The sequence below is a fragment of the Hymenobacter sp. BT730 genome (assembly GCF_030542105.1).
Taxonomy (GTDB): Bacteria; Bacteroidota; Bacteroidia; order Cytophagales; family Hymenobacteraceae; genus Hymenobacter.
The window spans coordinates 129,508-152,216 of sequence record NZ_JAUOFB010000002.1; the positions used below are offsets into that span (position 1 = coordinate 129,508).

The following is a 22,709-nucleotide window of genomic DNA, read 5'->3' on the forward strand; positions in this document are numbered from 1 at the left end:
CCACAAATATTTTTCCTAAAAATAACTTGTTATTAAGTATGGTAAAATCTGATTTTGAATATTTGAATAAGTTATTATGTATTATAGATAGCTGCCAGGTGGACGCATTGGTTGAATTGATTTCCAATTGGAGTGTTGAAGATCTAGCTAATAGTGCGGGAGGTAAAGTATTAAAGCCTTATGTAGATGAAAATTGGAATGTTCGGTTGATTCAATCAAATAAGAAAAACATCATATTAGCAATAGCATCAAATTTTACTGATTACGAATTTTATCATTCTAATTTCATTATAGAAGGTAAAATTGAAGGATATACTCGTGACCATTGTGATATAGTAGTGTTAAATCCGAGTTATTTTCAACTTTCAAAAGAACACTATGAGATTTTAGATGACACTTATGTGCTGTTTGTTAGCAATATTAAGCATAACCCAGATAAAATATAAGAATAAGGCAATTGTTTAATTTATATTTAATATATTGATCTTATTTATAATGTTTTTTATTAATATCCGCAGTTACAAGACTACTGACTAGGCGTTGTCGTTGTAGCTGCGCAGCGACAGTAATTTGCCCAAGTGAAAAAAGCCCTGTCACTAGCTAAAATAGCTAATGACAGGGCTTCAAAATTTTGAAATAAATATCCCTACCGGTTAGGCAAAAAACCAGGAGTTGCGCCGCTCTTGTTTTTATTCCGATTGTAGAGGTATGCGGCGCCGGCAGCCAGCAGTGCGCCGGTGACGAGTTTACGGCCAGTGCCGCCGGACTGGTTGACATTGCCATAATTGCCTGTAGTTGGATTAATGGGTTTACGACCCCCAAATAGGCCTGAAAGCAGGCCACCCATTGTGCCGCTTGGGCGGTCAGAAGAACCAAAGATGCTCATGATTGACAAGGGATATGGTGTAGGCTATATAAAACGCAGACGGCGCCATTGGGGTTAGTTTCAAAAGCTGTAAATCAGGAGTCGAGTTGAATAAATAGATGGCCTGCCCCGGAGCCGCGCATATTTTGAGAGTTGGGAAGCAGCGTAACGTGCGTTTTCTGCGTTAGATTTGGTACCCCCTTCTGCCTCCTTACTCCTTAAATTTTGTCCGTAAATCTGCGTTTCCTCCTACCATTGCTGGCTCTCAGCACCGTTACCTATGCCCAAAGCGGCCCGATTAAAGTCGAAGTAAAACAAATCAATGGCCGCTACGAGCTGCTGCGGGGCGGCCAGCCGTACTTCATCAAAGGCGCGGGCGGCGGGCAATTTCCGGAGCGCGTGAAGGCCTATGGTGGCAACTCCATCCGCACCTGGAGCACCGAGGGCGCCGATGTAACGCTGGCTGAGGCCAACAAAAACGGCCTGACCGTGATGCTGGGCCTGGACGTGGCCCGGGAGCGGCACGGCTTTGACTACAACAACCCGCAGGCCGTGGCCGAGCAACTGCAAAAGGTGCGCGCCGAAGTGCTCAAGTATAAGGACAACCCGGCTGTGCTATTCTGGGGCATTGGCAATGAGCTGAACCTGGAGTACACCAACCCCAAAGTGTGGGATGCCGTGCAGCAGATTGCCCAGATGATTCACGAAGTGGACCCCAACCACCCCACCAGCACCGTGCTGGCGGGCCTCAATCAAAAGGAGGTTGACCTGATCAAGGCCAAATGTCCGGCCGTGGATATCCTCAGCATTAATACTTACGCCGGGCTGGCGGCCATTCCACAGCAGGTGCGCTCCACCGGCTGGACGGGGCCGTACGTGGTAGCCGAGTGGGGGCCCACCGGGCACTGGGAAAGCCCCGTTACGCCCTGGAAAGCCTCAGTAGAAGAAACCAGCAGCCAGAAAGCCGCCGTGTACCAGAGCCGCTACGAGGCCTCGGTGGCCAAGGACAAAACCCAGTGCCTGGGCACCTACGTGTTTCTGTGGGGCCAGAAGCAGGAGCGCACGCCCACCTGGTACGGCATCTTCACGGAGGATGGGAAGGAGTCGGAAGTGGTGGATGTGATGCAGTACCTGTGGAGCGGCCAATGGCCCGAAAACCGCGCCCCACACCTGGCCGGTTTCCGCCTGAACGGCCAGCAGGCCACGGATAGCGTGTACCTGCAACCCGGCAAAAGCTACCCCGCCATCGTCACCGTAACTGACCCCGACAAAGACCGGCTGACGTACCGCTGGGAGCTGCTCCCGGAAAGCACCGACCTGAAATCCGGCGGCGACCGGGAAAGCCGCCCGGAGCCCATTGCAGGGCTGATTCCGAAGAATGCCAAAGCCAAAATCAATCTTAAAGCTCCCGAAAAAGAAGGAGCCTACCGCCTGTTCATCTACACCTATGATGGGCACGACAACGTAGCCACCGCCAACATTCCGTTTTATGTGAAGGGCAAGTAGCCGTTGTCGGTTTCTTGAAAGCACAGCAGCCATCTAATTACTAAAGAGTCTGCAAGAAAAAGGCCACTGAAATTCAGTGGCCTTTTTCTTTACATACGCTCCAGCAACTCGTCAAACGTGCGCAGCAGTTCGGCGCGGCTGTCTTCCGGCTCGGCGGCCAGGCGCTGCTCAAATACTTCGCGCTCCGTAAAATCGTGGAGGCTGCGGGTGAGGGGCGCATCGGCTTCTTCTTCCTCGCCGAGGGCGCGGAGCTTTACCAGGCGGAAGTGGCGGCGGGCCAGCACTTCCAGCTGCTGCCGGTCCAGCTCCTGAATCACTTTGAGCAGGGCATCGGCTACTTCCAGCTGGGTGAGCTCGGAGTGAATCTGCACATCGGCCCAGGCGGGGAGGTGGTAGCCGGTGTTATCATAGGTGGTGAGGCTTTGGGTGACTTCCGCTAGGGTGCCATGGAAGCGCACCAGCCGCCGGGCACCCGGTACCAGCAGGCTCTGCAGCTCCGCGAGGCAGCCGCCCTTAAAATCCAGCAGCAAAACCTCCTTCGGGTGGTCTACTTCGGAAAAAGACAGCGGAATAGGGGAACCCGAATAGCGGATATGCTCTCGGCCGCCCACGCGCTGTGGCCGGTGAATGTGGCCCAGCGCCACGTAATCGAAGATATCGGGGAAGTGGTCGGCAGTTACCTGGCCCAGGTTGCCCACGTGAATAGTACGCTCAGAATCGGAAGGGGCAGCGCCGGCGGCGTAGAGGTGGCCGGTGGCAATAACGGGCAGGCCCAGGTCTTTAAGCTGCCATACCTGCTCTATTTCGGCGCAGCGCGAGTAGTGGTCGGCAATGCCTTGCTTGATGCGGGCTTCGCGCTCCTCGGCAGTTTCGCCGGGCACGGAAAGGCGCACGTCCCGGTCGCGGAGGAAGGGTATGGCGCACACTACCAGGCCGGGCTTGCAATGGGCATCATCCAGCACCAACACCTGGTCCTCGAAGCAGTCGGGCACGCAGCCTACCACGTGCACGCGCAGGTGGCGCAGCAGGCGCGCAGGGGCGTTGAGGGTGGCGGGGGAGTCGTGGTTGCCGCCTACCACCACAATGTCGCGGCAGCCGGTGCCGCGCATATTCAGCAGGAAGGAGTAGTACAGCTCCAGAGCCTGGTTGGAGGGCGAGCCAGTATCAAAAATGTCGCCGGCTACTATCAGCACTTCCACCTGCTGCTCGCGCACGGTCTGCACCAGCCAGTCCAGGAAATGGCGATGCTCATCGGTACGTTCGTGGCCGCTGATGAAGCGTTGACCCAGGTGCCAGTCGGCGGTGTGTAATACGCGCATGACTACGAAGATACTCGTGCCAGCTGTAAGAAGAAAGCTCCGGCGTTATCCACCGGAGCTTCCCATGTTGTCCCAACCGCTTCTTCGGAAGAAAGGCTTCCTCTGAATGAGTCGTTATTTCTCCCAGACGGTGCGCTTGTACTCCGCCTTGCTGAAGTCTTCGCCGTTGATTTTGGTGCTTCCTCCAAATCCGCCCAGGAAGCCGAGCGAATTGCAATTAGCATCTATCACCTCGGCACTGGCATCCGCAATACAATTTCCGGTGTTGAGTACATAGACTAGCTTATTCTGAAAGAGGTACTCCTTGATGTTTACATCCGACTCGCAAGGGGATTGTGCTAGGTCCACGGCCTTTTGCTTCATACACTTGGGAGCGTCCTTCACAATGTCAACCTTCTCGCAGGCCGTGAAAACAAAGGCAGCGCCAATCAAACAGTAAAGAATCTTTTTCATGGGAGTACTGGCAAAATGAATAGCGCCATAGAAAAACAAAAATGACCAGACCCACTTAAGGCTCTGGTCATTTGAAGAGTGTGCGCAGTGCCGGATAGTTGCACCGCGAAAAAAGCTGTTTACACGTGCGCCGACTGCGGCTGGAAGCTGGTAATGGCTTCGCCCAAATCATACACCGGCACGCCGGTCAGGGCCGCTTCCAGAATGCTGGCACCCGCCGCAGAGCGGTAACCACCGGCGCAATGCACCAGAATAGGTTTATCAGTCGGCACTTCGCGCACCCGCTCACGCAGCTCCGGTAGCGGAATCAGCAGGGCATTATCGAAAATAGGATGCTGGGCCTCCGTACGGTTGCGGATATCCACGATGGTGAAATCGTGGGGCTGATGGCGCACGTGCTCCACATCCGTTGTGGGGCTGGTGGCCGGCAACTGGTGGGGCGTGAGTAAGCCGCCTTTGATGTTGGTTTCGTAGCCGATTTTGGCGGCTTTACGAATCACTGCATCCAGGGCAATCTGCGAATCAGCCATCAGGTAGAACGGCTCCTGAGGGCCCACTATAGAGCCCAGCCAGGTTTCAAACTTGCCGCCATCCATCAGATTGATGGCACCAGGGAGGTGGCCGGCGCGGAACTCCGCGGCCGGGCGGGTATCAATAATCAGAATGCCGGGCTCTACGGGCGCATCCATCAGGGGGCGCGGCACCCGCCGGATGCTGTCCTCGAAGGGCAGCGCGCCCTGCTTGTTCAGCATCACATCGTGCCCAAAATACTTCGGCATGAAGGGCTGATCTTCCAGCAGCACCCGCACAAACTCGTCCTGGCTCATGGGCTGCAGGGCGTAGTTGGTTTTCAGCTCCTTGCCAATAGTGCTGTCGAGGTCGGGGCTGGTGGTTTTGCCGCACAAAGAGCCAGGGCCGTGCGCCGGGTATACTTTGGTAGTAGCCGGCAAGGTCATGAGCTTGGTGCGCGTGGAGTGGTAGAGCTGCGCGGCCAGCTGCTCGCGCTGGTGGCCGCCTACCAGGTCGGCTTCGCGCAGGTCGGGGCGGCCTACGTCGCCCACAAACAGCGTATCGCCGGTGAATACGGCTCGAATCTGGGCCATGTCGTCAATCAGCAGAATGCTGATGCTGTCGGGGGAGTGGCCGGGGGTGTTGATGGCGTGCAGCTCCACGGTACCCAGCTCTATCCGGTTACCATCATCAAACGGATGGTGGGGGTAACTGGCCTGCACTAGCTTGCTGCAATAGATGGTTGCGCCGGTTTCTTCGGCTATTTCCAGGTGCGAGGACACGAAGTCGGCGTGCGGATGCGTCTCAATGACGGCTATGATCCGCGCTTCGTGCTCGTCGGCAAAATCATAATAGGGTTGGGGGTCGCGGGCCGGGTCGATGATAGCCACCTGACGGCCGCTGCGGATAGCGTAGCTGGCGTGGGCCAGTCCTTTGTCGTAAAACTGCTGAATTTGTACCGAGGTGGTACTACTGGGAAGGGGACTCATAGGGGTAAAACTTGGTGGATGCCATCGGGCCGATAGAGCCTAAGCGCGGAGGCATATTTTCAAATATAAGCAAGTGTAGTTCCTTTTGCACAGCGAAGGTCGGTTCTGTGGCAAAATGGCAGGTTTCAGCTGCTAAAAAGGTCTTTGACAGGGTTGAAAAACATTTTTATTAATGCTTGTACATACAAATATAAAAATCTATTACCTTTGAGCCATCATGAGCGAAAAGAAGAATTCTCCTTACTGCAGCTGCCTGTATTTTGCGGCCAATGCGCTGGGCCGGCTATTAACCGGGCTGGCCGATCAGGAATTTCGGACAACAGGACTAGCCCCCAGCCTGGCGTTTGTGGTGATGAATGTGAACCGGCAACCCGGTATTCAGCCTTCCCAACTCAGCGAGCTAATGAAGCTGACGCCTTCTACCGTGTCGCGGCTGGTGGAGAAGCTGGAGCACCAGGGCTATCTGCGCCGGGAGGTAACCGGGCGCACTACGCAGGTACATGCTACGGAAAAGGGGCTGGCCCTGCAGCCCCAATTGCAGGCCGCCTGGCGCAGCCTGTATGCGCGCTACTCCGAGCTTATTGGCGTAGAAGCTGCCAAAATGCTCACCCAACAATCTTACACCGCCATTCAGGCGCTGGAAGAGGCTGAATAGCCTTTTTTTGTCCATTAATAATTGCATGTACAACCAAATAAAATTTCCACTCACCATTATTTTTAACTTATGAAAATCGGAATTCTCGGTACCGGCAACGTAGGCCAGACGTTGGGCGCTAAGCTGCTTTCTTTGGGTCACGATGTTATGCTGGGCTCGCGCCAGGCTGGCAATGAAAAGGCAGTAGCCTGGGTGCAGCAGCACGGTGGCACCGCCCGTGAAGGCTCCTTCACCGACGCGGCTCAGTTTGGCGAATTGCTGATTGTGGCTACCATGGGTACGGGCACGATAGCCGCCGTAGAGCAGGCCGGCGCTGCCAACGCGGCTGGTAAAACCGTCATTGACCTGACCAACCCGCTGGACTTCTCGCAGGGCATGCCGCCCCAACTATTTGTAGGCGTTACGGACTCTCTGGGCGAGCAGGTGCAACGCGCGCTACCTGGCGCTCATGTGGTAAAAACCCTAAACCTGGTAAACGTAGCCCAGATGATTGACCCTGCCTCGGCCAACGGGGGAGGGGAGCCCGACATGTTCCTTTGCGGCGACAATGCCGAGGCCAAACAGCAGGTAACGGAGCTGCTTCAGCAAATGGGCTGGCGCCGCATCACCGACCTGGGCGGCATTAAGGAAGCCCGCGCCACCGAGCCTTTTGTGCTGCTGTGGGTGCGCTACGGCATCATTCACAACACCTGGACGCACGCCATGCGGTTCTAAAACGGCCCGGTTTCAAACTGCCTCCAACAAAAAGCCCCGGCCAGATGGCCGGGGCTTTTGCGTACGGTGGGTAGTTGTAAAGCGCGAAGAATTAGGACTGGGCCTTCATTTTCATCTTATCGTTCTTCACCTTTAGTTTTCCGTCTTTCATCATGCCCTTTTGCTTCTGCGCCTGCTGGTCGCGCATCTGGTTATACTTGGCATATTGCTCGGCGGTAAAAACAGCCTTCATCTGGGCATCATACTTTTCCTTGGCCGCTTTCATTTCTGGCTTAGCAGCTTTGCGGTCGGTGGAGGAGGCGTACTTTGTGTGGATGGCCTCCATCTCCTGGCCCTGGGCCAGCAGGATAGCCTGCACTTTGGCGGTCTGATCAGCGGACAGGGAGAGCTGCTGGGTGAGACGCTGCGAGGTCTTTGTCGCGCGCTGCTCCGGTGTCATCTTCTCGTGGTTCATGCGGCCAGCGCGGTGCATGGCATGGTCCTGAGTAGTATGAGCGGTGGTTTGTGCGGAAGCGGCGGTATTGAAAAGGGCAGCAAAAGCTACCAGAGCAAGCATCTTTTTCATAGGAGGTGGGTCTGTAGATTGGTTTTGCCGGGTTAGATTACAAAGCTGGTGCCAGGTTTAAAAAGGCCCGGTTTTGCCGCCACAAACCTCCTATTTGCCCTCACAGTCCGGATAATCGGCTATATTGGCCATGCCGTTGCTGCCTGGCAACATCCTTATTTCTTTCCAACTCACCTTTCTTTCTTCTCTCTTTTCACCTCTATGGCAAATATTTTCGCCAAAAAACCGCTGGCCCTACTGCTGGGCGAGGCCAACTCTACCGGCCACGGCACGCTAAAACGCACGCTGGGGGCTGGCAACCTTGTCGCACTGGGCGTGGGGGCTATTATCGGGGCCGGTTTGTTTGTGCGCACAGCCGCCGCCGCCGCGCAGGCCTCTGGGCCGGGCGTAACGCTGGCTTTCATTGTGGCCGCCATTGGCTGCGTATTCGCTGGCCTGTGCTACGCCGAGTTTGCCGCCATGATTCCTATTGCCGGCTCGGCTTACACGTACGCCTACACCACCATGGGCGAGTTTATAGCCTGGGTTATTGGCTGGGCTTTGATCATGGAATATGCGTTGGGTGCCGCCACAGTGTCCATTGCCTGGAGCGAATACCTCAATAAGCTGCTGGAAGTCTTTGGCACCAGTATGCCGTACAGCTTAAGCCACTCGCCCTTCGAAAGTGCCGTGGTAAACGGTGTGACGGAGCACGGTATCATTAACCTGCCGGCCTTGCTGGTTATCGTGGCCCTGTCGCTGCTGCTGATCAAAGGCACGCAGGAGTCGGCTATGTTTAACGCCGTTGTTGTATTTCTGAAAGTAGCCATTGTGCTGGTTTTCATTGCCGTAGGCTGGCAGTTTATCAACCCTGCTAACCATACGCCTTACCTGATTCCTGAAAACGCTGAGCCCGTGAAAAATGCGGCCGGCACTGTGGTGCGTGAGTACACGGCTTGGAATAAGCATGGCTGGGGCGGTGTTCTGGGTGGCGCGGCCATCGTATTCTTTGCTTTCATTGGTTTTGATGCTGTGAGCACCGCGGCGCAGGAGGCTAAAAACCCAAAGCGCGACATGCCTATTGGTATTCTGGGCTCTCTGGCCGTATGTACGGTCCTCTACATCCTGTTCGGCCACGTGCTGACGGGCGTAGCCAACTGGCGTGAGTTTGCTGACCCGGCTCTGGGCGGCGAGGCTTCCGTAACCTATGCTATTAAAACGCACATGCCCGGCTACGAGTGGCTGAGCACGGCCGTAACGGTTGCCATTCTGCTGGGTTTCTCCTCGGTAATTCTGGTGATGCTGATGGGGCAGAGCCGCGTGTTCTTCTCCATGGCCAAAGACGGCCTGATGCCGAAAGCCTTTTCGGAACTGCACCCCCGCTTCGGCACACCTTACAAGTCGAACCTGGCGCTGCTGGTTTTCGTGGGTGGTTTTGCTGCCTTCGTGCCCGGCTCGCTGGCCGGTGATTTGACTTCGTTTGGTACGCTGCTGGCCTTCGTGCTGGTATCAGCCGGCATCTGGATTATGCGTCGCTCGGATCCTGCACAGCACCGTCCGTTCCGGGCCCCGTTGTCTTCGCCATCTTTCCCCTTCGTGCCTGTAATGGGCGTACTGGTTTGCACCAGCATGATTATGGCGCTGGATTCGTTTACGCTGAAGGTAGCCTTAGGCTGGATGCTGCTGGGCTTTATTGTGTACTTCCTCTACGGCCGACGCAATAGCAAGCTGCAGCAAGGCATTGTAGTAATGCCAACAGAAATGGACCAGGTAACAGTGCACGAATAGCCGCACCGTACTGGAGAGTGAAAAGCCTCGTTAGCGTATGCTAACGAGGCTTTTTTGTGTCTTCTGGCCTAATAGGCGGCTTAACAGAAAGGCTTTGTGGAATAGAAAAAAGTAAACCGCGCAAAGCTGAAAACAGATTTGAGGGATTCTACGCTCTGGCATGGTTTTTCCTAGTGTATCACGCAAGTAATCAGTGTCTTGTAAAAATCATTGTATAATTAAGACAATAAAATATAAATTTGATTACATAAGTAATATGTCTATATTTAGTATCATGCTATAGCGATAGAAGCGGGATGATAAGAAGCCAAACATCTACTGTAACCCCTACCGGGAAGGTGCCTTCTGCTATGAAAAGAGAAGAAAGTGGCCAGACCGATATTCAGGTACTGCTGGTAGATGACCACCAGATGGTACTGGAGGGCATTCGGACGCTTTTGCGCGCCGAGCAGGATATACAGGTAGTAGGGCAGGCCAGTAATCGGGAAGAAGCCCTGCAGTTGCTGGAAGCATTACCCCAGGTGCAGGTAGTACTGATAGATCTGAATATACCCGGTGCAGAAGGGGTGGAGCTGATCCGCAGCATGAAGCAACAGAAGCCGCAGGTGCAGATTCTGGCACTTGCCTCCTTGGCCGATGCCGCCACTATTCAGGCCGTGCTGGGAGCTGGCGGGACGGGTTATCTATTGAAAAACTCCACTAAATCGGAGCTGGTACAAGCTATTCGTCAGGTGGCAGCCAGTAATACGTTTTTCAGCCAGGAGGCTGCGGCCACTTTGCTGCAGCACCTGGATATTCCAGCCCGCCGGGCGCCTCAGGTGGTGCCGGCGCTGCTAACGGAGCGCGAACGGCAGGTACTGGGGCTAATTGTGCAGGAATACTCCAACAATCGAATTGCTGAAGAGCTATTTATCAGCGAGCGGACGGTGGAAACTCACCGGAAAAACATCCTCGCCAAGACCAATTCCAAGTCCATTGTGGGGCTGATCAAGTACGCTTTTCGGCACAAGCTCATTAGCTAAGCAGGCACCAAAAAAGCCTTTAGTACTCGTCAGCCTATTTTTCACAGTAAGGGAATAAGGCGGCAGTAAACCGCTTGTTGATAGCACGCCCAGGGTAGCTGGTGGAGGGATTAAAAACTCCGTACCAGTACGGAGGAGAATTTACGGGGTGCTACTGATTGATAATTGAAAATTATTGTTTTATCTTAGCATCGTTCAATAAAATATTTATAGCCTCATTCATTTCTTAGCCGCTCTGCTTGCCTCTATCACCACCGGAATTATCTCACACCTTTTAACCATTACCGACATGCCGTCTAAAATCCTCTCCTTCATCTGCCATGTTCCCGGCCTCACGCCAGGGGCATACCCCGCCGTTCCTACTACTCCTAAAGCACCTGAGCGTACGGAGCGTCGCGCTTCTTCTTCCTCCTCGTCAGCTTCCAATACTAACAGCACCGGAGGTGGCCACTTTGCGGCTATTTATGAGAATGAGCGTTTTGTGCGTTTTAAGTACATTAATAATCAATAATTATAGTGTTCCATCTAGCGTCACTCTATAGGTGAAACCCTTACTCTCTATCCGTCAGAACTGGGCGCCGGTTTTCTTTCTCAGAAAGAAGATTGGCGCCCAGCACTTTTAGGGAGTTTGCACCTGCCGCCCGGAAATCGGCTAACTTGGGCCCGATTCATCCGTTTTGCGTGCTTATGATTCGTTTACTGGTTTGCGTGCTTTGGTTCGTCTTACTCGGGCTGGGCACTCCGGCCCTGGCCCAACAGGCCGCTTTCATTCCTGACCCTACGGTGTGGTATGGGGTGGTAGCCCGCGGTAGCGGCCGCTCCCTGGATATCACCAATGCCTCGCCGGAAAGCGGCAGCAAGGCCGTGCAGTGGGAATTTACCCAGGCCCAGAGCCAGCAATGGCGCCTGACGCCTGTTACGCCCAATAGCCTGTATTACCGCATTGAGGCCCGCCACAGCGGCAAAGTGCTTACCCTGGATGGGCCCGCCGAAAACGCAGCGGTGGTGCAGCAGCCATGGTCGGGTAGCTTTTATCAGCAATGGCGCATTGTGCCCGCCGGGCCCGCCGGCTCATTTCAACTGGTTAGCCGGGGCAATGATTTCAGCTTAGCCCTAGCCTCCGCCGATAAAGCTAATGCTACGCCCGTGGTAGGGCAGCGCGCCCTGGGCCGGGCCAGCCAGCAATGGTGGCTGTTTCCCCTGAAGCTGAACCTGGCTACTGACCACCCACTGATGGGGGCACCTACGTCCTTAGGGCCGGGGGTAAATACCGTAGGCAATGAAATGCAGCCCGTGTTGAGCCCGGATGGTAATACGCTGTATTTTGCCCGTAACCGCTTTGCCGGTAATATGGAAGGTAACACTGAATCGGCGGACGTATGGGTGAGCCGCTCTACGGATAAGGGCCGCACCTGGGGGCTGGCCCAGCGCCTTGATGCGCTGAATACGCCTCAGAATAACGGCGTAATGGCCGTTGTGGAAAATGGCAAGGCTCTGTTGGTGCGCGGCCACTATGAGCGGGACGGCAGCTTCCGCGACGAAGGGGTGTCGCGCACGGAGCTTAGCGGCAAGCAGGCATTAAAGCCTGAACCCATCGACATCAATAATTACTATTCCAACGGTACTTCCACCACGTTTTTTGCGCCTTCCGACGAAAAGGTGCTGTTCCTTTCCCTGGAACGCCCCGATGCCTACGGCGCCAACGACCTTTACGTAAGTCTGCCCACCGGCGACGGTGCATGGAGCGAGCCGCGCAACCTGGGGAACGTCATCAACTCGCCGGGATTTGAGTTTGCCCCCTGGCTTACCCCGGATGGCCGTACGCTGTACTTTGCCTCCTACGGCCATGCCGGCTATGGCTCTGCCGATATCTTTGTAAGCCACCGCTTGGATAATTCCTGGACGGCCTGGAGCACTCCTCAGAACCTGGGGGCCAGCGTAAATGGCCCCGGTTTTGATGCTTATTTTCAACTGACTCCTGATGGTAAGCAGGCCTACTATGCCTCTTCCCGAACCCCCAACGGCCCGGCCGATGTGCTGCGCTCAGAAGTAGGCGTAACGCCACCGCCCAAGCCCGATACGGTAGTAACCCCACCCGCCCTGGTACGGGCCACGCTTACAGGGCGGGTACTGGATGCCAAAACCCGCAAGCCCATTGCCGCCACCATTAAGGCCGAGCGGCTGGATGAGAATGTTATGCTGCTGGCCAATGCACGCAGCGAAGCCAGCGGCGGCACCTTCCAGCTAATGCTGCCCGCCGGCCGTTACCGCATAGCCGCCACTGCGGGCGGCTTCCTCACGGCCACCGACACGCTGACGCTCACCACCAACCAGGCCCGCGACTTTTTGGTGATGCCCGCCAGCGTAGGTTCCCGGCTGGAACTGCCTACCCTCATTTTTGCCCAAGGCAAGTACACCATGCTGCCTGCCTCATTTACAGAACTGAACCGCCTGGCCGCTACTTTGGTTGAAAACCCCACGGTGAATATTCGGCTGGAAGGCCACACCGATAACGTAGGCAACGCAGCGCTGAACGTGAAGCTTTCCGAGGACCGGGTAAAGGAAGTGAAACGCTACCTGGTACGCCGGGGAGTGGCCGAAACCCGTATCAGCACTATTGGCTATGGTGGCTCGAAACCCCGCGCCAGCAACGACCGGGAGGAAACCCGCCGCCTCAACCGCCGCGTAGAATTCACGATTGTGAAATAGCCGGCTCTGTTGGGTGTCAACGTCCAAAGAAAAGAAACCACTGCGCCTCAGAAACCAGCTATGCGGGCTACTATTCTACAGGAAACGCCTCTGCCGAACCTGCCCTCGGCTTCCGGTATTGAGATTCTGGGGGAAGTAGCCTACGTCATCGGCGACGATTCCCCGTTTCTGTATCAGCTGGCGGCTTCCTCCTTGACAGCAGGGGAGAAGGTGCCTTTGTTTGAAACCGCCCATTTCAGCACCGGCCGCATTCCCAAGGATATAAAGCTAGACCTGGAGTGCCTGACGGCCCTGACCACTGCGAAGGGAGAAGTAGGCCTGCTGGTATTAGGGTCCGGTGCCACGGCAGCACGGGAACAGGGCTTCTGGGTGCCCTTGCCGGGTACCACCGGTGCTGCGGGCAGTGTATATCCGCTGGCGCTGGGTGGGCTTTACGCCGCCTTGCGCCTACTACTGCCCTCTGGTATTGTTTTAAATCTGGAAGCTGCCGCCGCTACGGCTACGGAGCTGCTGTTATTTCAGCGCACAGTGGGAGCAGAAGCGGGTAACCTGGTGTTTCGGTTGCCGCTGGAAGCTACGCTGGCTTATCTGCACCACCACACGCCCCAGCTACCCCCGGTGCATCGGCAATTTGCGGAACTGCCTGCTATTGAGGGGAAGCCGGCGGGCTTCTCCGGGGCCTCGTGGTTTGTCGATAGGCTCTTTATCACGGCCTCGGTAGAGGACACGCAGGATGCCGTGCTGGACGGCGCCGTACTGGGCTCGTTTGTAGGCATTCTTCAACTCACTAAGGATAATGAGCGGCCTCTGCCCGTAGCGCTGGCCCGGCTGGAGCTACCCGGCGGCCAGCCATACCGCGGAAAAGTAGAAAGCGTAGCCGTGCGCCGCCGTACAGGCCCCGGGCGTTATGAACTGCTGCTGGTAACGGATGATGACGCCGGTGGCTCTACGGCCGTTACGGTAGAGGTAGTGGTTTGAAAATGGAAAGTAGCGCGGTAACGGAATACCCCTTAGATGGAGGTAAGGCGGAGCAGTGAAACTCGTTAGGAAAGCTCTGGCAGCCAGACGGTAAATTCCGAGTATTGATCCACTACTGATTCTACCGTTAGGGTGCCCCCATGGCCTTTAGTGATGATGTCGTAGCTGAGGGACAAGCCCAGCCCGGTGCCCTCGCCCGGTGGTTTGGTGGTAAAAAAAGGATTGAAAATTTTGTCGATAATATCCGCCGGAATGCCGGTGCCATTGTCCCGTACCCGAATGATAAACCCCTGGGCTGCCCGCTGAGTACTCACCGATACGGCCGGCTGATACGTACCGGGCGGTAGCTGCTTTGCCTTCTTTTGCACGGTGTAAAAGGCATTGTTGAATAAATTCAGCAGCACGCGCCCAACGTCTTCGGTTACCACCTTGACCAACCCCAGGTGCGCGTTGAAATCAGTGTTGAGGGTGGCGTTGAAATCCTTGTGCTTGGCGCGCAGGCCGTGGTAGGCCAGGCGCAGGTATTCCTCGGCCAGGGCGTTCAGGTCGGTGGGTTGCCGCTCGCCGGTGCTGGAACGGCTGTGCTGCAGCATCCCCTTCACGATGACTCCGGCACGGTCGGCGTGCTCATTTACTTTCTTCTGGCTTTGCAGCAAGTCTTGAAGAAGAAGGGAAACGGTTTGCCGGCCTTTTTCCGAAAGCGGCTCGTGGGCCAGTTCCTCGCGCAGTTCCTGCACCAGTTCCACGCCTACCTCCGCAAAGTTGTCCACGAAGTTGAGCGGATTCTGAATCTCGTGGGCAATACCGGCGGTGAGGGCTCCCAGGGAAGCCATCTTTTCCTGCTGAATAAGCTGATCCTGCGTGCTTTTTAAATGATGCAGGGACTGTGCTAAGGAGTTGTTCTTTTGAGTAAGCAACTGTTCCTGCCGGAAGTTCTCCGAGCGGAAATAGTACACCACAAAAAACAGCGTCATAAAAAACAGCAGCACATTCACATTGTAGAAGTAGGCGCTATTGGGAACGTAGAGAAAAGGCTTAATAAACTTCATGGCATAACGCACCCCAAAATAGGCCCCCACATTCAGGGAAAAGAGGAGGGCTATTTTCCAAAAAGTGCGGAAGAACAGCATAGGTACCACGCTGTTGGAAATCAGGAAATACTCTACGCCGTCATACTTGCGGGCCACGGCAATAAACGAGCATAAAACCGTAACACTCAGTATACAATAGTAGGCCGCCGCATCATACAGCCGGTAGTAGTTGAAGACGAACGGTGGCAGGTTGAGAATAACCCCGCAAACACAAATGCGGAACGTAAGCCAGTCAGGTGAGTTAAAGAAAATAAGGACGTAGCCCGCATAAATGGTAAGGGTAACAAAGCTGATACCATTGAGCAGGTGCAGGCGCTTCAGCTGCCATACCGTGAGCGTGGGCTGCCGGCCAATATTAATCAGCCGATGCCACAGAAGTAGCCCATACTGCAACAGACCAGCTCCGAAGGAGGAAGAAGTACTTTCCGGAGCCGGCAGATGGGGTGTAAGCATAGCGGGAAGTAGTAGCAAGGGGTTGCGAAGAGGCATCCACCCAACGGCAGGGAGAGTATCCGCCGGTCTAACTACAAGGGCTCATTTGCCGGCGTTGTAGTTAAGTTTAGGGAATTATTTTGAAACAAAACCGTATTTAATAACACTATATTTATAGAAAGCGCGCTGCCTTTTGTAGTAGAGGAGCTGTATGCGGCACCAAACCAGAGGCCCGCATGCCGCGTGTACCATGCCACGTAAGCGGCCGGCAAGCCGGTCTGCTATTCTTTGACATGTGTCATGGGGCCGGGCCGCTTTCAACCCCGAGTTTAAAAGCACTATGCCTTTTTCTTCGCCGATAAAAGTGTTTTTGCTGCTACTGCTGGCGGGCTGGATACACCCAGGAGTAGCCCAGCCCGCTGACCGTTCGGTGGTGGTAGTGCAAAGCATGCCGGCATCCGGGATTGTGCTGGACTCGGGTTGGATGTTTCACGCCGGGGATGACAACAGCTGGGCACGGCCCGAAACTGATGATCGGCACTGGCAACCCCTAAATCCTACTCTGAGCCTGCACCAGCTTCCGCAGGTGGCACAAACCCCTATTGGCTGGTTAAGGCTGCGCTTTCGGGTAGCCCCCGGCCTGCAGGGCCGGGCCCTCATGCTGGGTATTTTCCAATATGCTGCTTCAGAAATATACTTTAACGGCCGCTTGCTGCGCCGCTACGGCACTATCAGCCCCGATCCTGGCTGGGTAGTACCCTACTGGCCCGACGGGCAACCCATTGAGCTGCCCATTACCAACTGGGAGGAAGAGCAGGTGCTTGCCGTACGCTTTGCTACCTGGCCGCCTTTCACCACCCTCAGCGACTTTTTCGTGCCGGTTTTTCTCGAGGCGCACCTGCATCAATTGCCGCAGCTCATGCAAAACTTCAAGCAGGAGGCTACCTACAAAACATCGGATATGCTGCTGTTTGGGGCCTTTTTGCTGCTAAGTATGCTGCATCTGGCCTTCTACATATACAACCCCGCCCAGCGGGCTAATTTCTATTTTGCCCTTTATACCCTGGCGGAGGCCGTAAGCTTTTGCTGCACCGGTTTTCTGGACGAGGTGCATCGCCTCGATCTGCGGGTGGCCGTGGACATCCTTTCCTATGTGTTTCTGCAAACCGGGGGCGTACTGGCCGTGCGGGCCCTCTATAGTTTGTTTAACGTGCCGGTAGGCCCCATCTACTATGGCATTTGGGTCACCAATATCTTCAGCTTGCTGCTGCTCACCTTCAGCCATAGCTTAAGCTGGTATCCTACGGTTGGGTTTATGGTGCTGGTCACAGCCGAGCAGCTGCGCCTGACACTGGGGGCACTGCGCCAGACCAAGCGGGCCGCCGGTATTATTGCCACGGGCTTTGCTATTTCGTTGGTCCTGCTGCTCACGTTCAGCTACATGGCTAACTTCCATCCTCAATTGCTGGCGCGGGAAATATTCTTTATTCCGCTGAATACGCTGCTTACGTTCCCGGCTCTGCTGAGTCCGGTGCTGGCCATATCCCTGTTTCTGGCCCGCCGCTTTGCTTTGGATAGTCGTCTGCTGGCCATCAAGCTGGCGCAGGTGCGGCGACTCTCAGCACAAACGCTGGCCCAGCATCAGGAGAAACAGGAGCTGCTGGCCCGGCAAAATGAAACCCTGGAGCAACAGGTGCAACAACGCACGGCCGCCCTGCAGCACACGCTCACTACCCTGCAAACCGCCCAGCACCAGCTTATTCAAAGCGAGAAAATGGCTTCTCTGGGCGAGCTGACAGCTGGTATTGCCCACGAGATTCAGAACCCGCTCAACTTCGTTAATAACTTTGCGGAGGTAGGCGTGGAACTGCTCACGGAGTTGCGCGACGGGCCGCTGCACACGCTGTCGGAAAGCGAGAAAAAGGTGGCCGATGAGCTGGTGGAGGAGCTCACGCAAAACCTGGGCAAAATTACCTACCATGGGCAGCGGGCCGACAGCATTGTGAAAGGCATGCTGGAGCATAGCCGGGCCAGCGGCCGCGAGCGGCAACCCACCGACCTGAATGCCCTGGCCGAGGAATACCTGCGCCTGGCTTACCACGGCCTGCGCGCCAAACACAAGGACTTCAACGCCACTCTCACCATTCATCTGGACCAAAACCTGGGGCTAGTCAGCGTGGTACCGCAGGAAATTGGGCGCGTGCTGCTGAATTTATTCAACAATGCCTTTTATGCCGTGCAGCAGCGCCAGAAGCTGGGGCAGCCTGATTACCACCCCGAAGTCTGCCTCACTACCCAGCATTTAGCCGAAGGACCAGTGGTGATTCGGGTGCGCGACAATGGCATGGGGATTCCGGAGGCGGTGCGGGAAAAGATTTTCCAACCCTTCTTCACCACCAAGCCAACGGGCGAGGGCACCGGGCTGGGCTTGTCCCTTAGCTACGACATCATCACCAAAGGCCACAAAGGCACGCTCACGGTAGATACCTGCGAGGGGGCCTACACAGAATTTACGGTAAGCCTGCCCATGAACAATGAACAAATGGAGGCAATGTCCTTGTCAGTATGAGAAAGATTCTGGTGGTTGATGATGAAACGGACGTGCGCCTGCTGTTTGAGCAGCGCTTCCGGCGCGAAATCCGTGACGGGTTATTTGCCTTCTACTTTGCTTTTTCCGGCGAGGAGGCCATTACCTATCTGGAGCAGGAGGAGCACTATTCAGAAGTCGTCCTGATTTTGTCCGACATCAATATGCCGGGCATGAGTGGGCTGGAGCTGCTGCGCCATATTAAGCGCGACCACCCCAATCCGCCGCCTATGGTGATGATGATTACTGCTTATGGCGACGCCGAAAGCTACGCCAAGGCTATGGAGCTGGGGGCCAACGATTTCTTGTCGAAACCGCTGGACTTCGCCGTTTTAAGACAAAAACTTGCTCCCCTGAACAATACGTGAGGGCCCGGCTATGAAAACGAAAATTTTGGTGGTAGATGATGAAGCCGACCTGGAGTTGCTCATCAAGCAGAAATTCCGGCGCAAAATTCGGGAGGGTACCTACGAGTTCCTGTTTGCTCACGATGGTCAGCAGGCGCTGGATACGCTGGGCACGCACGCAGATATCGACATTGTGCTCAGCGACATTAATATGCCCGTGATGGATGGCCTTACCCTGCTCACTAAGCTGCAGGCAGCCAACCCGATTCTCAAAACCGTAATGGTTTCCGCCTACGCCGACATGGTGAACATTCGCACCGCCATGAACCGCGGCGCCTTTGACTTTGTGTGTAAGCCCGTGGACTTCACTGATCTGGAGGTAACCATTGAAAAAACCGCCACTCACGTGCGCCAGCTCCGCGAAACGCTGCAGGCCATTCAGGAAAACAACATTCTGAAGATGTACGTGGATGAAACGGTTATCAACTTTATGGCGCGACCTGGCTTTGAGAATAAGCTATTGGTCAGCGAAACCATTGAGGCCACCGTTATTTTCATCGATATCTGTGGCTTTACCACCCTGGCCGAACAATTGCCTGCCGATGCCCTGGTGCGCCTGCTCAACATGTACTTCGACCAAATGGTGAAGGAGATTATTGCCCAGGGCGGCTACATTGATAAGTTTATGGGCGACGCGGTAATGGCCGTATTCCGGGGGGCGTATCACCTGGACCGCGCCATTGATGCCGCGCTTTCCGTGCGCACGTTGCTGCAGAATAACCCGGAGGCCCTGCCGGAAGGCGTAAACTACCGGCCCGATGTGGCCATCGGTGTCAGCACCGGGGAAGTGGTATCCGGTAACATCGGCTCGGCCTCGCTTCGCCGCTTGGACTACACCGTCATCGGCGACGCCGTAAACGTGGGCCAGCGCCTACAGTCGGTGGCGCAGCCGGGCCAGATTCTCATTACGGAGGCTACTTACCTGCGTGTGAAAGAGTCGTTTCAGTGCCAGCCGGTGCAGCAGTTCACGCTCAAAAACAAGGCTCAGCCCGTGATGACCTACGAGGTGGTGGCCTAAGTCTAAGCTTGGGCGGCTGGGCTGCCTACACCGCATGAGGAGAAGAATAGGCCTGCATTTTTTCGTTTTGCAGCCGCAGCCGCTGGCACAATACCCGCAGAATATTGTGCAGCACTTCGGAGCACTCCTCCATCACATCATAAAAGTCTTCCTGATCGAGCCGGAAGGCCACCACCTCTCCCAGCGCCACGGCGGAGGCAGAGCGGGGCTCGGTATCCAGCAAAGCCAGCTCCCCGAAAAAGTCGCCTTTCCGGAAGGTAGCCAGCTGCTGCGAGCCGTTGAAAATGCCCACCTCACCATCGTATACAATAAACAGGGAAGTGCCCAGGTCGCCCTTGGAAAAGATGGTTTCCCCCTCCTGAAACGTGACTTCCTTCATGATGGGGACAATGTTGCTCAGCACGTTTTCGGGCGTTTGGGAAAACAGCGTAGTGCATTTCAGCACAAGCACGCGCTCCAGCGCGGTGGTGCGGGAGGTGGCAGGCGTATGGCTCATAAGCATAGCAGAAATGGCAGGATATTGCTGCCTCAATTGCTGGTAAGCCGCCGGTTGTTGCTCGGGCAACTGGCGGAGTACCGAAAAGGCGCTTTCCTGCAGTAAGCTGTTGGAGGAATGTAAATGCGGATATAGCAGCGACACCGAAACAGGAAGGGGCTTCCACTGACGCAGGGCCATACTAATGGTCCAGGGCGAGAAGGCCATTTCACCCCGTTCCAGCACCAGCAGGACCACCGATTCCGGCTGCACCGGCCCCAGCAGCTCATCAAAGAGCTGTACTTTTTCCTGCAGGCGGCCCACCTCCAGCAGCGCCTGCAGGCCCTGGTACAGGGGGCGCGGAATCAGATTGTCCAGCACTTCCAGGGAATTGGCCTGCCGCTCCCGGCTGCTGTGGGCTATACCCCGCTGTGCATCCAGAATGGGCTTGCGCTCATATAGCTGCAACAGCACCTGAAACAGACGCTGCGCCACTTTGCTTAGCTCATAGCGGAGGCAGGCCCGCAAAGCTACGTTGGCGCTGAGCATGCCATGCAGCAGCAACTGGGCCAGCCGCATTTCTTCCTGTACCAGCCGTTGAAATACCAGAGTATCACCGGCCTCCGAGGCAAAGCTGCCCAGCGCCTGCAGGGCCGCCATACGGCGCGTGAGGTTGGTTTGCTGGGCCATTTCTACCAGCAGCGCACGGCTTTCCGGCGTGGCCTGCCGGGCACACACCTGCGTCAGGCGCCGCACCAGCGGATAATCGGTTTCCTGGTTCAGGGCCTCACGCAGCAGGGGCAGGGCCGTAGCGCCTACGTCGATAAGGCTGTCGGTTACAGCCCTTCGCAGGGTTTTGCTCTTCAGCAGCGAAATCAACTGCCGGGTGAGTACCGGATGGTGGGCCAGCCCTGCTGCCCGGATAGCGGCCCGTACTTCTATTAGCTCCGGACTGCTCAGACTGGCATTCACTAGCGCTACCTGCTGTTCCGGCGGCAGAAAGCAGATTCGGTCCAGGGCGGCCAGGCGGTGGGCTAGTTGCGGAGTGGTATGCAGAGCGCCTAGGCTAAGCTGCGCCTGCGTATCGGCCGGAGTGAGTTGCGGTTGGTCCCGGTTGGCAGTTTGAGCCATAAATGGTTCCTGGTGGAGCCGGAATGGCACGTTATCGGCCTGAAGAGTTTTTTCATCGGGGCCGTTTGGGTGTAATGGTTGGAGCGGCGCCAGGCTGGCAGCCGGCTCGGCCGGCTTGGTGGGCGAGTTCCTGTTTGTATGCGGCACATCCTGAATGCGGGAGAGCTGCTCCGATTGGGAGGCAGGGTCCGAAAACCGACGACTAACGGCCGTTTTCAGCTCCTCCAGATACTGCCCGTAAGTCCGTTGTAGGAGCACCAGCGCCCCCAGCAGCAACAGGCCCATCCACACAAAGGGCACCCAGGCGTTCAACTCCGGCAAACGGTGCAGGCTATACAGCAGTAGGCCTGCCAATCCCATGCCCAGGGGCTCGTAAAAGCCTTTCACCAGCGTATGACCCTTCAGACGCTCCTGCGGGGTAAGGGGCTGAAACAGCACCAGAAAGACGGGTTCAAACACGGCCCGCCGCAGCACTTCCAGTGCCAGGTAGAGGCCGCAGAAATATGCCAGGTGCCCGGCAGTACCGGTGCCCACCAGTTGCAGACCGCCAAACAGCCCAATGCCTACCAGCGCGGTGAGCGGCAGCAGCAGCAGCGTCCAGCGCATACCCAGCCTGTCGAGCCCGCGGTGAGTAAGCAGCAGTTTAAAAAGCATAGCTACCAGATAGGTGGCCGCCAATACGCCACCTACATACTGCAGAATCGTGGTTTGGTCGTGTAGCTTCTGCTTCACGTTGACGAAGAAAAAAAACTCCACGCCCGCGGCTACAGCCGCCAGCGCGGCCATACTCAGGCCCATAAACAGCACCAGCGGGTTACCGCCCAGCAACTGCTGAACCAGCGGCGTGGCTTCCCGCCGGGGCCTGCGAAGTGGGCCGGGCTTGGCTTCCACCACGTGCGAGTGGAAGGTTTTCTGCTGGGTATACAGCGCCGCCAGATAGGCGGCAAAAGCCGTTAGTAGCAAAATCAGCAGCTCAGAGTGCTGATGCACGAATACGGCCAGAATGGCGCCCAGGGCTTTAGCGGGCATATCACCCGAGCTGATAACACTGAATAGCCGCCGGCCCTGGCGTACATTGAATACCACAGCCGACACACCCCAGAATTCCAGGTTAGTGAGCAGGTAAATGAGGCGGTAGCCCGTCATGATGATGAGTGCCACTACCACGGAGTGCCCCAGCGTGACGAGCATCCCGATAACCGCAGTAAGTACCACCACGGCCAGTAGTACGCGCACCGCCAGCCGTTTTAGCAGCAGATGATGCTCGTAGTAAGAATAGGCTTTGCCCAGTCCCATCATAGCCACCGCGCCCACGGCATAGGCCAGAGGCAGGTTGCGCTCCGGGGCGTTTTCGAGCAGGATAACGTTGGCTACTACGTAGACGAGAATGGTACCGACGCCCAGCAAAAAGTTGTGCAGGAAAAAAAGCCAGACGGTTTTCACCTCGCCTGAACGTACGCTCATAAGTCGATTCCAACGTTCCATCAGCGTCTGGCTATGAAAGGAGCTTGGCAGC

The 22,709-nt window shown here is 55.9% G+C and carries 19 protein-coding genes; 12 read left to right on the plus strand and 7 right to left on the minus strand.

The window, feature by feature from the left end:
* Positions 1–38 precede the first annotated feature (38 nt).
* The gene (locus Q4G72_RS07525; protein ID WP_303310801.1) at positions 39–446 is read left to right on the plus strand and encodes a hypothetical protein; all 408 of its coding nucleotides are present in this window, start codon (positions 39–41) and stop codon (positions 444–446) included.
* 200 nt (positions 447–646) lie between these two features.
* Here the strand turns inward: Q4G72_RS07525 and Q4G72_RS07530 are convergent, their stop codons facing one another.
* Complete coding sequence (locus tag Q4G72_RS07530; RefSeq protein WP_303310802.1) at positions 647–886, minus strand: hypothetical protein; 240 nt, start codon at positions 884–886, stop codon at positions 647–649.
* A gap of 204 nt (positions 887–1,090) precedes the next feature.
* Between Q4G72_RS07530 and Q4G72_RS07535 the strand changes: the two genes are divergently transcribed.
* On the plus strand, positions 1,091–2,371 hold the full coding sequence (locus Q4G72_RS07535; protein WP_303310803.1) for a glycoside hydrolase family 2 TIM barrel-domain containing protein: 1,281 nt from the start codon (positions 1,091–1,093) through the stop codon (positions 2,369–2,371).
* Positions 2,372–2,460: 89 nt separating this feature from the next.
* On the opposite strand, the gene sbcD is transcribed toward Q4G72_RS07535, so the two are convergent.
* The 3 genes from sbcD to Q4G72_RS07550 all read right to left on the minus strand — a co-directional run bounded on the left by sbcD (position 2,461) and on the right by Q4G72_RS07550 (position 5,642).
* Positions 2,461–3,690 carry an exonuclease subunit SbcD gene (gene sbcD, locus Q4G72_RS07540; RefSeq protein ID WP_303310804.1) on the minus strand — a complete coding sequence of 410 codons (1,230 nt, stop codon included), beginning with the start codon at positions 3,688–3,690 and terminating at the stop codon, positions 2,461–2,463.
* A 114-nt stretch (positions 3,691–3,804) separates the two neighbouring features.
* Positions 3,805–4,143 (minus strand): DUF6970 domain-containing protein, encoded by a 339-nt coding sequence (locus tag Q4G72_RS07545; RefSeq protein ID WP_303310805.1) that lies wholly within the window; start codon positions 4,141–4,143, stop codon positions 3,805–3,807.
* A gap of 119 nt (positions 4,144–4,262) precedes the next feature.
* Entirely contained in the window at positions 4,263–5,642 is a 1,380-nt protein-coding gene (locus Q4G72_RS07550; RefSeq protein ID WP_303310807.1) for an MBL fold metallo-hydrolase, read from the minus strand.
* Positions 5,643–5,859: 217 nt separating this feature from the next.
* Between Q4G72_RS07550 and Q4G72_RS07555 the strand changes: the two genes are divergently transcribed.
* Both Q4G72_RS07555 and Q4G72_RS07560 read left to right on the plus strand, forming a co-directional pair.
* Entirely contained in the window at positions 5,860–6,297 is a 438-nt protein-coding gene (locus tag Q4G72_RS07555; protein WP_303310808.1) for a MarR family winged helix-turn-helix transcriptional regulator, read from the plus strand.
* A gap of 69 nt (positions 6,298–6,366) precedes the next feature.
* Positions 6,367–7,011, plus strand: a complete 645-nt coding sequence (locus Q4G72_RS07560; RefSeq protein ID WP_303310809.1) for an NADPH-dependent F420 reductase — start codon at positions 6,367–6,369, stop codon at positions 7,009–7,011.
* A 91-nt stretch (positions 7,012–7,102) separates the two neighbouring features.
* On the opposite strand, the gene Q4G72_RS07565 is transcribed toward Q4G72_RS07560, so the two are convergent.
* Entirely contained in the window at positions 7,103–7,576 is a 474-nt protein-coding gene (locus Q4G72_RS07565) for a DUF4890 domain-containing protein (protein ID WP_303310810.1), read from the minus strand.
* Between the two features lie 201 nt (positions 7,577–7,777).
* Between Q4G72_RS07565 and Q4G72_RS07570 the strand changes: the two genes are divergently transcribed.
* From Q4G72_RS07570 to Q4G72_RS07590, 5 genes are all read left to right on the plus strand, one after another.
* Complete coding sequence (locus tag Q4G72_RS07570) at positions 7,778–9,343, plus strand: amino acid permease (protein WP_303310811.1); 1,566 nt, start codon at positions 7,778–7,780, stop codon at positions 9,341–9,343.
* Positions 9,344–9,693: 350 nt separating this feature from the next.
* On the plus strand, positions 9,694–10,365 hold the full coding sequence (locus Q4G72_RS07575; RefSeq protein ID WP_303310812.1) for a response regulator: 672 nt from the start codon (positions 9,694–9,696) through the stop codon (positions 10,363–10,365).
* Between the two features lie 289 nt (positions 10,366–10,654).
* Complete coding sequence (locus Q4G72_RS07580; RefSeq protein ID WP_303310813.1) at positions 10,655–10,876, plus strand: hypothetical protein; 222 nt, start codon at positions 10,655–10,657, stop codon at positions 10,874–10,876.
* 176 nt (positions 10,877–11,052) lie between these two features.
* Positions 11,053–13,074 carry an RICIN domain-containing protein gene (locus Q4G72_RS07585; RefSeq protein WP_303310814.1) on the plus strand — a complete coding sequence of 674 codons (2,022 nt, stop codon included), beginning with the start codon at positions 11,053–11,055 and terminating at the stop codon, positions 13,072–13,074.
* A 60-nt stretch (positions 13,075–13,134) separates the two neighbouring features.
* Positions 13,135–14,052: a DUF6929 family protein gene (locus Q4G72_RS07590; protein ID WP_303310815.1), complete on the plus strand. Its 918-nt coding sequence runs from the start codon at positions 13,135–13,137 to the stop codon at positions 14,050–14,052.
* 65 nt (positions 14,053–14,117) lie between these two features.
* On the opposite strand, the gene Q4G72_RS07595 is transcribed toward Q4G72_RS07590, so the two are convergent.
* On the minus strand, positions 14,118–15,596 hold the full coding sequence (locus Q4G72_RS07595) for a sensor histidine kinase (protein ID WP_303310816.1): 1,479 nt from the start codon (positions 15,594–15,596) through the stop codon (positions 14,118–14,120).
* A 319-nt stretch (positions 15,597–15,915) separates the two neighbouring features.
* Between Q4G72_RS07595 and Q4G72_RS07600 the strand changes: the two genes are divergently transcribed.
* The 3 genes from Q4G72_RS07600 to Q4G72_RS07610 are packed head-to-tail and all read left to right on the plus strand — an operon-like array spanning position 15,916 to position 19,587.
* Positions 15,916–18,144: a sensor histidine kinase gene (locus Q4G72_RS07600; RefSeq protein WP_303310817.1), complete on the plus strand. Its 2,229-nt coding sequence runs from the start codon at positions 15,916–15,918 to the stop codon at positions 18,142–18,144.
* Positions 18,141–18,530 (plus strand): response regulator, encoded by a 390-nt coding sequence (locus Q4G72_RS07605; RefSeq protein WP_303310818.1) that lies wholly within the window; start codon positions 18,141–18,143, stop codon positions 18,528–18,530. Before Q4G72_RS07600 ends, Q4G72_RS07605 begins: the two co-directional genes overlap by 4 nt.
* 10 nt (positions 18,531–18,540) lie before the next feature.
* Positions 18,541–19,587 carry an adenylate/guanylate cyclase domain-containing protein gene (locus Q4G72_RS07610; RefSeq protein WP_303310819.1) on the plus strand — a complete coding sequence of 349 codons (1,047 nt, stop codon included), beginning with the start codon at positions 18,541–18,543 and terminating at the stop codon, positions 19,585–19,587.
* A 25-nt stretch (positions 19,588–19,612) separates the two neighbouring features.
* Here Q4G72_RS07610 and Q4G72_RS07615 read toward each other — a convergent pair whose 3' ends face one another.
* A complete protein-coding gene (locus Q4G72_RS07615; RefSeq protein WP_303310820.1) occupies positions 19,613–22,657 on the minus strand; it encodes a cyclic nucleotide-binding domain-containing protein in 3,045 nt (1,014 codons plus the stop codon).
* Positions 22,658–22,709 lie beyond the last annotated feature (52 nt).